The 15,365-nt window shown below is 71.6% G+C and carries 15 protein-coding genes; 9 read left to right on the forward strand and 6 right to left on the reverse strand.

Annotated features, from left to right (window positions below; translation table 11 throughout):
- The first annotated feature begins 38 nt into the window (after positions 1-38).
- Genes ABLE68_RS12605 through cydD form a run of 3 tightly spaced genes read left to right on the forward strand, consistent with a single transcriptional unit; the run spans position 39 to position 5,710 of the window.
- Positions 39-1,496 carry a cytochrome ubiquinol oxidase subunit I gene (locus ABLE68_RS12605; RefSeq protein WP_348871745.1) on the forward strand — a complete coding sequence of 486 codons (1,458 nt, stop codon included), beginning with the start codon at positions 39-41 and terminating at the stop codon, positions 1,494-1,496.
- Positions 1,497-1,511: 15 nt separating this feature from the next.
- On the forward strand, positions 1,512-2,522 hold the full coding sequence (gene cydB / locus ABLE68_RS12610; RefSeq protein ID WP_348871746.1) for a cytochrome d ubiquinol oxidase subunit II: 1,011 nt from the start codon (positions 1,512-1,514) through the stop codon (positions 2,520-2,522).
- On the forward strand, positions 2,519-5,710 hold the full coding sequence (gene cydD, locus ABLE68_RS12615; RefSeq protein WP_348871747.1) for a thiol reductant ABC exporter subunit CydD: 3,192 nt from the start codon (positions 2,519-2,521) through the stop codon (positions 5,708-5,710). Before cydB ends, cydD begins: the two co-directional genes overlap by 4 nt.
- Here cydD and ABLE68_RS12620 read toward each other — a convergent pair.
- Positions 5,697-6,320 carry a sensor histidine kinase gene (locus ABLE68_RS12620; RefSeq protein WP_348871748.1) on the reverse strand — a complete coding sequence of 208 codons (624 nt, stop codon included), beginning with the start codon at positions 6,318-6,320 and terminating at the stop codon, positions 5,697-5,699. The genes cydD and ABLE68_RS12620 overlap by 14 nt on opposite strands.
- A gap of 28 nt (positions 6,321-6,348) precedes the next feature.
- Between ABLE68_RS12620 and ABLE68_RS12625 the strand changes: the two genes are divergently transcribed.
- Positions 6,349-7,152: an enoyl-CoA hydratase gene (locus tag ABLE68_RS12625; RefSeq protein WP_348871749.1), complete on the forward strand. Its 804-nt coding sequence runs from the start codon at positions 6,349-6,351 to the stop codon at positions 7,150-7,152.
- Here ABLE68_RS12625 and ABLE68_RS12630 read toward each other — a convergent pair.
- Positions 7,136-7,645, reverse strand: coding sequence for a GNAT family N-acetyltransferase (locus ABLE68_RS12630; protein WP_348871750.1), 510 nt, complete (start codon positions 7,643-7,645; stop codon positions 7,136-7,138). The two genes, ABLE68_RS12625 and ABLE68_RS12630, sit on opposite strands and share 17 nt — an antisense overlap.
- Complete coding sequence (locus tag ABLE68_RS12635) at positions 7,642-8,007, reverse strand: YchJ family protein (RefSeq protein WP_348871752.1); 366 nt, start codon at positions 8,005-8,007, stop codon at positions 7,642-7,644. The genes ABLE68_RS12630 and ABLE68_RS12635 overlap by 4 nt, the downstream gene beginning before the upstream one ends.
- 151 nt (positions 8,008-8,158) lie before the next feature.
- On the opposite strand from ABLE68_RS12635, the gene ABLE68_RS12640 reads away from it, so the two are divergent.
- From ABLE68_RS12640 to ABLE68_RS12655, 4 genes are all read left to right on the forward strand, one after another.
- On the forward strand, positions 8,159-9,253 hold the full coding sequence (locus ABLE68_RS12640) for a universal stress protein (protein WP_348871753.1): 1,095 nt from the start codon (positions 8,159-8,161) through the stop codon (positions 9,251-9,253).
- Positions 9,254-9,324: 71 nt separating this feature from the next.
- Positions 9,325-10,713: a magnesium chelatase ATPase subunit I gene (locus ABLE68_RS12645; protein WP_348871754.1), complete on the forward strand. Its 1,389-nt coding sequence runs from the start codon at positions 9,325-9,327 to the stop codon at positions 10,711-10,713.
- Positions 10,706-11,098, forward strand: a complete 393-nt coding sequence (locus ABLE68_RS12650; protein ID WP_348871756.1) for an OsmC family protein — start codon at positions 10,706-10,708, stop codon at positions 11,096-11,098. Before ABLE68_RS12645 ends, ABLE68_RS12650 begins: the two co-directional genes overlap by 8 nt.
- Positions 11,095-13,149, forward strand: coding sequence for a VWA domain-containing protein (locus ABLE68_RS12655; RefSeq protein ID WP_348871757.1), 2,055 nt, complete (start codon positions 11,095-11,097; stop codon positions 13,147-13,149). The genes ABLE68_RS12650 and ABLE68_RS12655 overlap by 4 nt, the downstream gene beginning before the upstream one ends.
- 4 nt (positions 13,150-13,153) lie before the next feature.
- Here ABLE68_RS12655 and ABLE68_RS12660 read toward each other — a convergent pair whose 3' ends face one another.
- Positions 13,154-13,549, reverse strand: coding sequence for a DUF2695 domain-containing protein (locus ABLE68_RS12660; RefSeq protein ID WP_348871758.1), 396 nt, complete (start codon positions 13,547-13,549; stop codon positions 13,154-13,156).
- A gap of 60 nt (positions 13,550-13,609) precedes the next feature.
- On the opposite strand from ABLE68_RS12660, the gene ABLE68_RS12665 reads away from it, so the two are divergent.
- Complete coding sequence (locus ABLE68_RS12665) at positions 13,610-13,969, forward strand: CBU_0592 family membrane protein (RefSeq protein WP_348871759.1); 360 nt, start codon at positions 13,610-13,612, stop codon at positions 13,967-13,969.
- Here the strand turns inward: ABLE68_RS12665 and ABLE68_RS12670 are convergent.
- Positions 13,856-14,704 (reverse strand): ABC transporter substrate-binding protein, encoded by an 849-nt coding sequence (locus ABLE68_RS12670; protein WP_348871760.1) that lies wholly within the window; start codon positions 14,702-14,704, stop codon positions 13,856-13,858. The two genes, ABLE68_RS12665 and ABLE68_RS12670, sit on opposite strands and share 114 nt — an antisense overlap.
- A 21-nt stretch (positions 14,705-14,725) precedes the next feature.
- Positions 14,726-15,355, reverse strand: a complete 630-nt coding sequence (locus ABLE68_RS12675) for a hypothetical protein (RefSeq protein ID WP_348871762.1) — start codon at positions 15,353-15,355, stop codon at positions 14,726-14,728.
- Positions 15,356-15,365 lie beyond the last annotated feature (10 nt).

A 15,365-nucleotide genomic window follows, 5' to 3' on the forward strand; every position in this document is an offset into this window, starting at 1 on the left:
GGCCCGTCGCAGCAAGACTTCCGGGGAGTGGAGACCACGTGGACAGCATTCTCGACATCGCTCGGTGGCAGTTCGGCATCACGACCGTCTACCACTTCCTCTTCGTCCCGCTGACGATCGGGCTCACGCTGCTCGTCGCCGTCATGGAGACGTTGTGGCTGCGCTCCAAGAGCCCGGAGTGGCTGCGACTGACGAAGTTCTTCGCCAAGCTGATGCTGATCAACTTCGCGATCGGTGTGGTCACCGGAATCGTCCAGGAGTTCCAGTTCGGCATGAACTGGTCCGACTACTCCCGCTTCGTCGGCGACGTCTTCGGCGCGCCGCTGGCGGTCGAGGCGCTGCTGGCGTTCTTCCTCGAGTCGACGTTCCTCGGTCTCTGGATCTTCGGCTGGGACAAGCTGCCCCGCGGCCTCCACGCCGGCTGCATGTGGATCGTCCACGTCGGCACCCTCGCGAGCAGCTGGTTCATCCTGGCGGCCAACTCCTGGATGCAGCACCCGGTCGGCTACAAGTACAACTCCGGCACCGGCCGCGCCGAGCTCACCGACTTCTGGGCGGTGATGTTCAACAAGGTCCAGCTCGCGACGTTCCCGCACGTGATCCTCGCGGCGTACATGACCGCGGGTGCCTTCGTGCTCGGCGTGAGCGCGTGGCTCTACGTGTCGAAGAAGCACCAGGCCGAGCGCACGACGTACCGCATGAGCATCCGGCTCGGCGCCTGGGTCGTGCTCATCGCCGGACTCGGCGTCGCGATCACCGGCGACTACCAGGGCAAGATCATGACCGAGGTCCAGCCGATGAAGATGGCCTCCGCCGAGGCCCTCTACGACACCAAGGACTCCTGCGCGCCGTTCTCGGTCTTCACGATCGGCACCCCGGACGGGAAGACCGAGAAGTTCTCGATCACCGTGCCCTGCCTGCTCTCCTTCCTCGCCACCGGCAGCTTCGACGGCAAGGTCCAGGGCATCAACGATCTGCGCGAGCAGTACCAGCAGGAGTACGGCCAGGACCCCGGCGCGCGCTACTACGACCCGAGCGGCAACTACACGCCGATCATCCCGGTGACCTACTGGAGCTTCCGCTACATGATCGGGCTCGGCATGCTCGGCGCGTTCTTCGCAGCACTCGTGCTGTTCCTGACGCGCAAGGGTCGCGCGCCCACGTCGAAGTGGTTCGGCCGGATGGCGGTCGCGACCCCGATCGTGGTGCTCCTCGGCAACTCCGCGGGCTGGATCTTCACCGAGATGGGCCGTCAGCCCTGGGTGGTCTTCGGCCTGATGACGACCGCGCACGGTGACTCCCCGGGGGTGAGCACGACGGAGGCGTGGATCTCCCTGGTCACGCTGACGCTGCTGTACGGCGGGCTCGCGATCGTCGAGGTCGGCCTGATCCTGCGCACCGTGAAGAAGGGGGTCGAGCCCTTCGAGGAGCCGCCGGACCCGACGCTGCGCGGCAGTGAAGACGACCAGGACCGCCCGCTGGCGTTCGCGTACTGAGGACGGGGAGACGACATGGAACTCACGACTGTCTGGTTCATCCTGATCGCCGTCCTCTGGGTCGGCTACTTCACCCTCGAGGGCTTCGACTTCGGCGTCGGCATGCTGCTCCCGGTGCTGGCCCGCGACGACCGCGAGCGCCGACTGATGATCAACACGATCGGCCCGGTGTGGGACGGCAACGAGGTCTGGCTGCTGACCGCCGGCGGCGCGACGTTCGCGGCCTTCCCGGAGTGGTACGCCACCCTCTTCAGCGGCTTCTACCTGCCCCTGCTGCTGATCCTGGTCGCGCTGATCGTCCGCGGGCTCGCGTTCGAGTACCGCCACCAGCGTCCCGAGGCCGCCTGGCACTCCTGGTGGGACCGGGCGATCATCGTCGGTTCCTACGTCCCGGCGTTCCTGTGGGGCGTGGCCTTCGCCAACATCGTGCGGGGGGTGCCGATCGACGAGACCAAGGACTTCACCGGCACGATCTTCACGCTGCTCAACCCGATCGGGCTGCTCGGCGGGCTGGTGACCCTCTTCCTCTTCCTCACCCACGGTGCGCTGTTCCTGGCGCTCAAGACGGACGGTGAGATCCGGCTCCGGGCGCGGGCGCTGGCGATCAAGCTCGGCCTGGTGGCTGCCGTGGTCGCCGTCGCGTTCCTGGTGTGGGCACAGATCCACACCGGCAACGGGTGGTCGGCGGTGTTCTTCGGTGTGGCGGCCGCGTGCCTGGTCGGTGGCATCGCCTCGGCGTTCGCCGGCCGCGAGGGCTGGGCGTTCACGGGCACGTTCGTCTGCATCGCGCTCGCCGTCGGGGGCCTCTTCGTCGCCCTCTTCCCCGACGTGATGCCGTCGAGCACCGACCCCGCGTTCTCGCTCAACACCACGAACGCCGCGGCCACGCACTACACGCTGACGGTGATGACGGTGGTCGCCGCGATCTTCACCCCGATCGTCCTCTGCTACCAGGCCTGGACCTACTGGATCTTCCGCAAGCGGATCTCGGTCCACCACATCCCGGAGCACGAGCCCGTCGCGTGAGGCCCACCGATCCCGCCGTACGCCGCCAGCTGGCGCCTGCGCGACGTCCGCTGACCGTCGTGCTGGTGGCGGGTGCCATCGGCAGCCTGCTCCTCGTCGGGCAGGCCTGGGCGGTCACGGAGCTGGTGCTGGCGGCGCTCCACGACGGCGCCGTCGGGACCTGGGCGGCGGTCGTCGTCGCGGTCTTCGCGGCCCGGTCACTGACCGGGTGGACGACGGACGTGATGGCGGCCCGCGCGGCGGCCGTGGTCGGCTCGGACATCCGGCGCCGGGTCGTCGGCGCGATCCTGCGCGACGGGGGATCGGGCCGGTCGACCGGTGAGCTGGCCGGCCTGGCGACCCGGGGCGCGAGCGCGGCGGAGCCCTACCTCACGCGCTACGTCCCCGCGCTGGTGCTCGCCGGGGTGCTGCCCTGCGTCACGCTCGTCGCGATCGCCACCCAGGACCCGATGAGCGCGCTGATCGTGCTCTGCACGCTGCCGCTGATCCCGGTGTTCGGGATCCTGGTCGGGCTCGCCACCCGCGACCGAGCCCAGCTCCAGTGGCGAGCCCTCGCCTCGCTGTCGGGCCACTTCCTCGACGTGATGCGCGGCCTGCCGACGCTGGTCGCCTTCCGACGGGCCGAGGCTCAGTCGGCGACGATCCGTTCGATCACCGACCGCTACCGCCGCCGTACCCTCCACACCCTCCAGCTCGCGTTCGCGTCCTCGGCGGTGCTCGAGCTCGTGGCGACCCTGTCGGTCGCGCTGGTCGCGGTCACCGTCGGCATCAGGCTGTCGAACGGCGACCTCGACCTCGAGACGGCGCTGGTCGTCCTGCTGCTCGCGCCGGAGGCCTACTGGCCGCTGCGCCGGGTCGGCGCGGAGTTCCACGCGGCCGCCGAAGGGGTTGCGACGTTCGAGGCCGCGAGCGAGCTCGTCGACGCGGACGGCGCGACGCCGCACCGGCGGCCCGGGTCGATGCGGCTCGACCACGTGTCGGTGCTGCGGCCCGGGCGTACGACGCCTGCTCTCGACGACGTCAGCCTCGACCTGCCCGACCTCGGCGTCACCGCTGTCACGGGGCCGTCCGGCTGCGGCAAGTCGACCCTGCTCGCGGTCCTGGCCGGCCTGCTCGAGCCGACCTCCGGCACGGTCCACGGGCCGACCCGCGACCAGGTCGCCTGGCTGCCGCAGCGGCCGGTGTTCGTGACCGGGACCGTCGCCGACAACCTGCGCCTCGCTGTGCCCGACGCCTCCGACGACCGGCTGCGCTCGGCGCTCGCGAGGGTCGCCCTGGCGGTCGACCTCGACACCGTGCTCGGCGAGGACGGCACCACGCTCTCGGCCGGCGAACGCGCCCGGCTCGCGCTCGCGCGGGTGGTGCTCGCCGACCGTCCCTACGTGCTGCTCGACGAGCCGACCGCCCACCTCGACCCGGTGACCGAGCACGTCATCGCCGACACCGTGCAGGACCTCGGCCGGAGCTCCTCCGTGGTCGTCGTCGCGCACAAGCCCGCGCTGGTCGCCCTCGCCGACCGGGTCCTGGAGCTGCCGACGCCGACTGCGGTGGTCGAGGTGCGAGCGCCAGCGAGCCTCGAGACCACGGCCGCCTCGCCCGCTCCTGACGACCCAGCGACGGAGCGTCGCCGCGGTCTCCTTCTGCCGACCCTCCTCGGCGGGCTGGCCTCCGCGTCGGGAGTCGCCCTCACGGCGACCGCTGGTTGGCTGATCGTGAAGGCGTCGTACGAGCCCGGGATCCTGACCCTCCTGGTCGCGATCGTGGCGGTGCGCGCCTTCGGCATCGCCCGGCCCGCGCTGCGCTACGCCGAGCGGCTGCGGTCGCACGACGTCGTGCTCCGGATGCTCGCCGACCGCCGCGTCGAGGTGTACGACGCCGTCGTACCCCTCACGCCCGGCGCGCTCGGCCGGCGACGTGGCGACGTGCTCGCCGCCGTAGTCGACGACGTCGATGCCGTGCTCGACAAGGAGCTGCGGGTGCGGATGCCGGTGTGGGGCTTCGTCATCAGCGCGTCGATCGCCGTCGTCTTCACGGCCTTCGCAGCACCAATAGTGGTGCCGGTCGTGCTCGGGATGTGTGCCGCGGGAGCGGCCGCCTACGGCCTTGCTCGTGCGGGAGCGGACCGCGCCGAGCGGGAGGCGGTCGCCACCCGGGCGCGCCTCTCCGACGCGGTCGTCGAGACCACCCAGACCGCCGGCGAGCTGGCGATGTGGCAGGCCGAGGCGCGCGCCCTCGACGCGATCTCCGAGCTGAGCGCCGACCTCGGTCGGCGCACCGTGACCGCCGCGACCTGGCTCGCCAGCGGGCGGGCGCTCGTGCTGCTGGCCTCGGGCCTCGCGGTCGCTGTGGCCGCCCTGGTGCTGCCCGGCACGGTCCCCGGGCCGATGCTCGCACTGCTGGTCCTGCTGCCGCTCGCCCTGGGTGAGGTGGCCGGCTCGCTGGCCGATGCCGGTGCGATCGCGGCCCGCACCCGCGCGGCCGAGGACCGGCTTGCGACGCTCGCCTCGCGGGCGCCCGCGGTCCAGGAGGCCGTCGCGCCGGTGCCGCTCGACGGTGACCGCGTCCACGTCAAGGGCGTGGCAGCGGCGTGGGACGAGCGGGAGGTCCTGCACGACCTCGACCTGGTGCTCGAGCCCGGCGACAAGGTCGCGGTAGTGGGTCCGACCGGCTGCGGCAAGAGCACGCTCGCAGCGCTGCTGCTGCGCTTCGTCGACCCGGTCCGTGGCTCGGTGCGGCTGGGCGACCACGCGCTGCCGGAGCTCGCGCTCGACGACGTACGCCGCACCATCGGGCTCGTCGACGACGACCCGCACGTCTTCGCCACGACGCTGGTCGAGAACGTCCGGCTCGCCCGGCCGACCGCCTCGGACGTCGAGGTCGACACCGCACTCCGCCAAGCCCGGCTCGGCGAGTGGCTCGACTCGCTGCCCGACGGCCTCGACAGCTGGCTCGGCGACGGCCACGCCCAGGTCTCCGGAGGTGAGCGGGCGCGGATCGCGATCGCCCGCTCGCTGCTCGCCGACCAGCCGGTCCTCGTGCTCGACGAACCGGCCGCGCACCTCGACGGCGCGACCGCCGACGCGCTGGCGGCGGAGGTCCTCGACGGCCAGCCCGGTCGGACGGTCGTCTGGATCACCCACGCCGAGGCCGGCCTCGACCGCGTCGATCGGGTCGTCAGCCTCGGCTGATCGGAGCCCGCCAGGCGAAGACCGTGCCGCGCGGGTGCCGTGGCCGGACCTCCAGCGAGCCTCCCAGCGACTCGGCGCGACGGCGGGCGTGGCGTAGTCCGTTCTCGACGATCACGGTCGGGAGCCCGACACCGTCGTCCTCGACGCGGACCTGGACCTCGTCGTCGGCGAGCCGGAGCTGGACCGAGCCGTGCTCGGCGGCGGCGTGCCGGGCGACGTTGGAGAGGGCCTCGCGCAGCACCGGGACGACGTTCTCACCGACCACGCCGGGGATCTCGCTGACCGGACCCACGAGCTCGACGGTGGGCGTGAAGTGCATCAGCGAGGCGTACGTGTCGACCACCTCGCGGATCTCGGCGACCAGGGAGTCGTCCGAGCGGCGCCACTCGACGACGGCGGTGCGGATGTCCTCCTTGGTCTGCACGAGTATCCGTGAGGCCTCGGCGAGCAGCTCCGGAGCATCGGCCGCGCCCTCCTCGCGGGCGTGGTCGATGAGCATCCTGGTCGCGTCGATCCGGGAGACGACCAGGTAGTGGAGGTCGCGGGCGATACGGTCGCGGTCCGAAGCGTCGTTGAGCTCCGTCAACACGGCGGCGTGGTCGATGGACACATCTGAAGTCTGCCCTAGGGTCGCAGCCATGGCCTACGTGCTGGTGGACCGTCCCGACCCGGCGGTCGCCGTGGTCACGCTCAACCGCCCCGAGCGGATGAACGCGATGGCGTACGACGTGATGGTGCCCTTCCGCGACGCCCTGCGCTCGCTCGGTGAGGACAACGCCGTGCGCGCCGTGGTCATCACCGGTGCCGGCGCGGGCTTCTGCTCCGGCGCCGACCAGGAGTCCGCGGGCGTCCCGCCTGGGGTGGCCGGCGTGACCCGACCGACGTACGCACTCCGCGCGATGGAGATGCTCGAGGACGTCGTGCTCACGGTCCGGCGGTTGCACCAGCCGGTGATCGCGGCGATCAACGGCGCCGCGATCGGTGGCGGGCTGTGCCTCGCACTGGCCTGCGACCTGCGGATCGCCGCGCCCGCGGCGTACTTCCGGGCCGCCGGGATCAACAACGGACTGACCGCCAGCGAGCTCGGCCTGTCCTTCCTGCTGCCGCGGGCGGTCGGCTCGACCCGGGCCGCGGAGATCATGCTGACCGGTCGTGACGTGCGCGCCGAGGAGGCCGAGCGGATCGGCCTGGTGTCGTCGGTCCACGACGACGTGGTCGCCGCGGCAGTGGAGATGGGTCGACGGGTCGCCGGCTTCTCGCAGCCCGGCATCGAGCTGACCAAGAAGTCGCTGCACGCCGGCCAGTCCGCCACGTCGCTGGAGACCTACCTGTCGTCCGAAGGCATCGGGCAGCTCTACCTGCGGCTGCTCACCAGCAACTTCGAGGAGGCAACCCTGGCCCGCAAGGAGGGTCGACCGCCGGTCTTCAAGGACGAGCGGTGAGCGTCATCAGTGTCAGCGTGGGGAAGTCCGGGCCCAGGTAGGCCGGCTGCACCTCGCCGATCACGGTCCAGCCTCGGCGGAGGTAGACCGCGAGGGCGCGGTCGTGGACCGGCACGACGTCGAGGACCGGCTGACGGCCCGACGCGCGGATCCACTCGACGGCTACGTCGATGAGCCGGCCCCCGACGCCGGTGCCGATCACACCCGAGCCGACGAAGAGGACGGCCAGCTCCGCCAGCCGGTCCGTGCCGGCGCCGGCGACGAACGCGTCGCGAAGCGGACCGTCGGCTCCGTAGACCGCGACGTGGCCGACCACCTGGCCCTCGACCTCGGCCACCCACGCCCGCTCCTCGCCCGGACGGACCAGGAAGTCCTCGATCGGGATCGGCAGTGGCCACCGCACCGGGTAGTGCGACGACGCCTGCTGCTCGGCCAGCACCGCCGCCAGCACCGGGATGTCGTCGGGGCGGCGCTCGCGGACGGTGACGCTCACTCGAAGTCCCCGTCGACGTAGACCCAGCGGCCGCCGCGCCGCTCGAACCGGCTGCGCTCGCGCTGCTGGCCGGCCCGCCCGTTGCGTTCGTACGACGCGACGAACTCCACCCAGTCCTCGCCCGCACCGACGATCTCCAGCCCGGTCCAGGTCGTCGCCGGGTCGGGGGAGAGGTCGTCGGGCCGGGTCCGCGGGTGCCAGGTGCGGAAGACGTAGTCGGTGTCGCCCACGGCGTACGCCGCGTACCGCGACCGCATCAGCTCCTCCGCGGTCGCCGCCTGCGCGGCACCACGGTGCAGCCGGCCGCAGCACGCGTCGTACGAGGTGCCGGAGCCGCACGGGCACGGTTGCTGGAGGACCACGGCCGCAGACTACGGCGTGGTCGAGGGCGGACCTGGCGGGACTTTGGTCCTGTGACGCCAGTCGCATGGACCCTGCGCGTCGGCGCCGAGCAGGCGGACGCTCGGATGAAGGCGACCATGGTGGCCGTCCGACACCGGGGAGGTGGCGATCATGGTCGATCAGCAGAGGATCCCGTCCGGGACCATCGTGGTCGGGGTGGACTCGACCCAGGCTGCGGACCAGGCCCTGGCCTGGGCGATCGAGGAGGCTCGGGCCGAGGGACTCGCGCTCACGCTCGTGCACGCGACCGGACCGGCCGTCGAGGCGTGGGTCGACGTCGAGCCCATCGACCTGCGGGAGGTCATCGACGCGACGCGTGGCGCGGGTCGGGCCGCTCTCGACCGGGCCGGCGCCGAGGTGCGGCGTACGGCCCCGGAGGTCGAGGTCCGCGAGGTCCTGCGGGACGCCGGGCCGCACGACGTGCTGATGGAGCTCGCGCGCGACGCGGCGATGCTGGTGATCGGTTCGCACTCCGCCGGGGTCCACGACCGTCCGGTGATCGAGTCGGCGGTCGGCTTCGTGTCCGCGCACGCCCCGTGCCCGGTCGTGGTGCCGCGGACCCGTGGCGCCGGGCAGGGACTGGGTGTCGTCGTGGTGTGCGACGGGACGCCGGAGTCGGCCGGCCCGCTGGAGTACGCCTGCCGGCAGGCCGCTCGCCGGGGGCTCGCCGTGACGGTGCTGCACTCGCTCGCGGACCCGATCGATCCGGGTGGCGACGACGATCTCGAGACCATGGACGAGACCGCGCGCATGGAGGCCGAGTTCGGTCCGTGCCTCCTCGGTTTCGAGCGGATCCTCCTTGTCGACCTGGTCCACGAGATGAAGTCCCACTGGCCGGACATCGAGATCCGCGTGGTGCTGGAGGACGGTGCGATCGACGACTGCTTGGGCTGGGTCGAGACCAGGGCCCAGATGCTCGTCGTCGGAGCCCACCACGTCCGGCGGGCCTCCGAGCGCGTGATCGGGTCGTCGTCGTCGGACGACGTCCGTTGCGTCACCGTGGTGCTGCCGCAGGCGGACCGGGTGGCGCAGGCCGACGAGTCCTTCCTGGAATCGATCGGGATCGAGCTCCCGGAGACCGCCGAGGGGCTGCCCGAGGTCGCGCCCGAGACACCCAGCCGCGAGGTCCTGGTCCCGGTCCGGGTCCCGATCGTGCGTCGGATCCGGCGTACGGCGGAGGAGCACCGCGAGCTCCCGGACCACTGACGACCCGCCGGTGGGGGTCTCGCGAACCGGAGACGTCCCCTATTTGTTGGCGGGCTGAGTAGCGTGAGTGTGTGACCTCGGCTCCTTCTCAGAAGACGGTCGGCGAGCTCCGCGCCTCCGGCCACGTCCAGCAGACCCTCCGCGAGGAGATCCGCTCCAACTTGCTCGCAGCGCTCCGGGAGGGCCGCGATCCCTGGCCCGGGCTGCACGGGTTCGAGGACACGGTGATCCCGCAGCTCGAGCGCGCGCTGATCGCCGGGCACGACGTCGTCCTCCTCGGTGAGCGCGGCCAGGGCAAGACCCGGCTGCTGCGCACCATGGTCGGCCTGCTCGACGAGTGGACGCCCGTGATCGACGGGTCCGAGCTCGGCGAGCACCCCTACGAGCCGATCACCCACGTCTCGCAGCGCCGCGCCGCCGAGCTCGGCGACGACCTGCCTGTCGCGTGGCGCCACCGCGACGAGAGGTACGCCGAGAAGCTGGCGACCCCCGACACGAGCGTCGCCGACCTGATCGGTGACGTCGACCCCATGAAGGTCGCCGAGGGCCGGTCGCTGGGTGATCCCGAGACCATCCACTTCGGGCTGATCCCGCGCAGCCACCGCGGCATCGTCGCGATCAACGAGCTGCCCGACCTTGCCGAGCGGATCCAGGTCGCGATGCTCAACGTGATGGAGGAGCGCGACATCCAGATCCGCGGCTACGTGCTCCGGCTGCCGCTCGACGTGCTCGTCGTCGCCAGCGCCAATCCGGAGGACTACACCAACCGCGGGCGCATCATCACCCCGCTCAAGGACCGCTTCGGCGCCGAGATCCGCACCCACTACCCGACCGAGCTGGTCGACGAGGTCTCCGTGATCCGCCAGGAGGCGGACCTGGTCGCCGACGTCCCCGACTACCTCGTCGAGATCCTGGCCCGCTTCACCCGCCAGCTCCGTGAGTCGACCGCGGTCGACCAGCGCTCCGGCGTCTCCGCGCGGTTCGCGATCGCCGGCGCCGAGACCATCGCCGCGGCCGCGCTGCACCGTGCGACCGCGCAGGGCGAGGACGCCGCGGTCGCCCGCGTGGTCGACCTCGAGACGGCCGTCGACGTGCTCGGCGGCAAGATCGAGTTCGAGAGCGGTGAGGAGGGTCGCGAGACCGAGATCCTCGAGCACCTGCTCCGCACCGCCATCGCGGAGACGGTCCGCGCGACGTTCCGTGGCCTCGACTTCGCCGTGCTCATCGACGCCATCGAGGGTGGCGCCATGGTGACCACCGGCGAGCAGGTCACGGCGCGCGACTTCCTCACCGGGCTCCCCGTGCTCGGCGAGTCCGAGCTGTACGACGACATCTGCGACCGGCTCGACGCGACCGACGACGGCCACCGGGCCGGCGCTATCGAGCTGGCCCTCGAGGGTCTCTACCTGGCCCGCAAGGTCGGGAAGGACACCGACGGCTCGGAGACCGTCTATGGCTGAGCTCCACGTCGACGTGCGGGTCGCCGCCGGCTCGCTGGCCGGCGACGTCGCACCGACGTACGTCGTGCCGCACCAGTGGACCGACTCCGGCATCGCCGTCGAGGGCGGCGGCACCGGCGCCCACATGCTGCTCACGGCCGTCGCCAGCTGCGTGCTCAACGACGTCTTCCGGGAGGCGCAGCCCGGGATCCCCGTGTCGGGGGTGCTGATCGAGGCCAGCGGTGACTTCGACGCGACCACCTGGGCCACGACCTCGATCGACTACGCCGTCGTCGTCGACTCGACCGAGGACGCCGACGTCATCGCCCAGCTGCTGCAGGGCGTCGACGCCGTCGCCGAGATCCCGCGGGCCGTGGCCGGACAGGTGACGGTGGGTCGGCGATGAAGAACAAGACCCGCTTCAAGAGGTACGACGGCGGCGACCCGCTCGCCCCGCCGGTCGACCTCGCCGAGGCGCTCGACGCGATCGGCGAGGACGTCATGGCGGGCTACTCGCCCGAGCGCGCGATGCGGGAGTTCCTGCGTCGCGGCGGCCGCGACCAGTCCGGTCTCGACGACCTCGCCCGCCGCGTGGCCGAGCGCCGTCGCGACCTGCTCCAGCGCCACAACCTCGACGGCACCCTGCAGGAGGTCAAGGAGCTGCTCGACCACGCGCTGCTCGAGGAGCGCAAGCAGCTCGCCCGCGACGCGATGATGGACGACGGTGACCGCGCCTTCCGGGAGATGCAGCTCGAGAACCTCCCGTCGTCCACGGCGGCCGCGGTCTCCGAGCTCTCCGACTACGACTGGGCGTCGCGCGAGGCCCGCGAGGACTACGAGAAGATCAAGGACCTGCTCGGTCGCGAGATGCTCGACCAGCGGTTCGCGGGCATGAAGCAGGCGCTCGAAGGGGCGACCGACGAGGACCGGGCCGCCGTCAACGAGATGCTGCAGGACCTCAACCAGCTGCTCGAGAAGCACCAGGAGGGCAGCGACACCCAGGACGACTTCGACGCGTTCATGGACAAGCACGGCGACTACTTCCCGGAGAACCCGCAGGACATCGACGAGCTCCTCGACTCGCTCGCCCAGCGTGCCGCGGCTGCCCAGCGGATGCTCAACTCGATGACGCCCGAGCAGCGCCAGGAGCTGATGGAGCTCTCGGCGCAGGCGTTCGGATCGCCGGAGCTGATGCGGTCGCTCAACCAGCTCGACGCCAACCTCCAGGCGATGCGGCCCGGCGAGGACTGGGGCAGCTCGGAGCGGATGGACGGCGAGCAGGGCCTCGGCCTCGGCGACGGCACCGGCGTCTTCCAGGACCTCGCCGACCTCGACGAGCTCTCCGACCAGCTCTCGCAGTCGTACGGCGGCGCGCGGATGGACGACCTCGACCTCGACAAGCTCGCCCGCCAGCTCGGCGACGAGGCGGCGGTCGACGCCCGGACCCTGCAGCAGCTCGAGAAGGCGCTGCGCGACTCCGGCACCCTCAAGCGCGGCTCCGACGGCCAGCTCAAGCTGACGCCGAAGGCCATGCGCCAGCTCGGCAAGGCGCTCCTGCGCGACGTCGCCGACCGGATGTCCGGTCGCCAGGGCAACCGCGAGCTCCAGCGAGCCGGTGCGGCGGGCGACCTGTCCGGCGCGACCCGCGAGTGGGCCTTCGGCGACACCGAGCCGTGGGACGTCCCGCGCACCATGCTCAACGGCGTGGTGCGTCGAGCGGCAGAGGCACGCTCGCCGAAGGCGGGCGCAACCACCGATGGTGGTGTGAGCGAACCTTTATTGAGCATCCGCGACGTCGAGGTCCAGGAGACCGAGGCGCGCACGCAGGCGGCCGTGGCACTGCTCGTCGACACGTCGTTCTCGATGGCGATGGACGGCCGCTGGGTGCCGATGAAGCGCACCGCGCTCGCTCTCCACACGCTGATCAAGTCGCGTTTCCGCGGCGACGACCTCCAGCTGATCGGCTTCGGCCGGCACGCCGAGGTGATGGACATCGAGCACCTCACCGGCCTCGACGCCATGTGGGACAAGGGCACCAACCTCCACCACGCGCTGCTGCTCGCCAACCGCCACTTCCGCAAGCACCCCAACGCCCAGCCGGTGCTGCTGATCGTCACCGACGGCGAGCCGACGTCGCACCTCGAGCCCGACGGCGAGGTCTTCTTCTCCTACCCGCCCCACCCGCTCACGGTCGCGTACGCCGTCCGCGAGCTCGACAACGCCGGCCGCCTCGGCGCGCAGACGACGTTCTTCCGCCTCGGCGAGGACCCGGGGCTGGCCCGCTTCATCGACTCGATGGCCAAGCGCGTCGAGGGCCGCGTCGTCGCTCCCGAGCTCGACGACCTGGGCGCCGCCGTGGTCGGCTCTTACCTCGGCTCCCGCGGCCGCGGGGGCGCCTTCGGCGGCGGCGGTTACGGCGACTGGTTCGGTGGCCGTGGCTTCTGGGTCGGCGACTGACGTCTCAGTCGGGGTAGCCGGCCATGAAGCTCCGCTCCCAGTTGGCGCAGGGGCGCACGTTGGTGCGGCGCACTCCGGCGCACGGGGGCAGCTGAGCCGGCCGCTCGAGCTCGTCGGTGTGGAGGTCGCGGACCAGCAGCTCGCGGACCAGCTGGTGTGCCTTCTGCGGGATCAGGCAGTCGCAGCGCACCGCCATCGCCCGGTAGCGACGCTCGAGCGCCGTCGCGGTCGGAGAGCGCAGGTCGCGGAACCTTGTCGCCCACAGCAGGGTGGAGTCGCAGCCGAGCTCCTCGACCGTGCGCGCCACGAAGCAGACCAGGCACTCGCGCTCCTGTGGCTCGCGCTCCGCCACCGCCCACAGGTAGTGCTCGGCCTCCTCGGCCACGGTTGTCCCACTCATGGGACATGTCTACGTGCGCCCACCGACAACGGCGGGCGCACGGTGAGCAAGGATGGTCCGGTGGATGTGACCGTGATCGTCGTCAACGTGCTCGGCTGGGCCGGCATGGCGCTGCTGGTCGGCGCCTACGCGCTGGTCACCGTGTCGCGCATCCACGCGACCGGACTCGCCTTCCAGCTCATGAACCTCGTGGGCGGGGCGTTCCTGATGCTCAACACCGCCTACTACGGAGCCTGGCCGTCGACCGCGCTCAATTTCACCTGGATCTGCATCGGCGCTTTCGGGCTGCTCAGGGCGGCGATCCGCTCAGGCCGGGTGCAGGATCGCCGCGAGCTCCTCGACCCCGTCGACCAGGCGGGTGCCGGGGCGGGCCCAGGCAGCGTTGGCGTCGACGGCGTGGACAGGGACGCCCGCAGGTAGGACGCCGGAGGCCTCCAGGTCGTCCGCGAGCGACTGAGCTCCCGCCAGGTCGTAGCCGCACGGCGCGCAGACGATCACGTCCGGGGCAGCTTCGTGGACCGACTCCCACAGCACGCGCTCCGACTTCGCGCCGGGCTTGCCGAGGACAGAGGTGCCTCCGGCGGCGACGATCATCTCGGGCACCCAGTGTCCCGGTGCGTACGGCGGGTCGGTCCACTCGAGCAGCATCACCCGCGGCCGGGAAAGCCCGGCCACGCGTGCCTCGACCGCCGCCAGGCGGGCGCGCAAGGAGGCGACCAGGGCAGCGGCGGCCGGCGCACACCCGGTCGCCTGGCCGAGCAGCAGGATCGAGGAGAACACCTCGTCGAGCGTGTGCGGGTCGATCGTCAGGACCTCGGCGGTGCAGCCGAGGTGCGCGAGGGCGTCGTCCACGACGGAGACGTCGACCGCGCACACGGCGCACAGGTCCTGGGTGACGACCAGGTCGGCGTCGAGGTCGGCCAGCGCGTCGGCCGACAGGTGGTAGAGATCCTCGCCGCGCGACATCGCGCCGACGACGTACGCGTCGATCTCGGCGGCGGACAGTCCCTCCGGCATGGCGGAGGTCGAGACGATGCGTCGGGTCCGCGCCTCCGCGGGGAAGTCGCACTCGAAGGTCACGCCGACGACGTCGTCACCGGCGCCGATGGCGAAGAGGATCTCCGTGGTGGAGGGGAGCAACGAGACGATGCGCACCCACCGACTCTAGAGAGTCGCTCAGAGCGTCCTGAGCGCGAGCCTCATCAGGTCGATCGTCTTCGGGGTCGACGGCGCCTTCCGGCCCTCCAGCGACATGCTCATCACGCTCACCACCGTGCGACCGGTGCGGGCGAAAAGTGCGTTCACGATCGTGATGGAGCCCTTGGTCGTCCAGCGGAACCGGTAGCCCCAGTGCTGCCCGTCGACCCGGAAGGGGATGGTCGTGACCGTCAGCTTGGAGTGCGGGTCGTCGTCGGTGCACTTCTTCGTCTCGACCCGCCCGACGGCCAGGTAGTCCCGCGCGACCTTGGTCGAGGGGAGCCGTACGACCGAGACTGCGACGGAGGGCTTCGCACCGGTCACCTCGTAGTCGGACGGGGAGTCCATGGGGGCCGAGTAGGTCACCGTCTTGCTGGAGGCGCCCTTGATGGGGTCGCCGTCCTTGCAGCTCTTGCTCGGCTCGTAGACCTTCTCGTGCGTCGCGTCCGCGGTCCCGCCGTCCAGGTGCGGGTAGATCTCGGCGACCTGGGCGAGGGTCGGCGTGGCCGATGGCCCGGGGTCGGCGGTGGCCGAGGTGGCGAGGGCGGGGACGAGGAGGGCAGGGACGGCGAGCGCGATCAGCGCCCGAGTCAGCCGATGGCGGGTCATGGGCGTGATC

The sequence above is a fragment of the Nocardioides pollutisoli genome, from assembly GCF_040045055.1.
Taxonomy (GTDB): domain Bacteria; phylum Actinomycetota; class Actinomycetes; order Propionibacteriales; family Nocardioidaceae; genus Nocardioides; species Nocardioides tweenelious.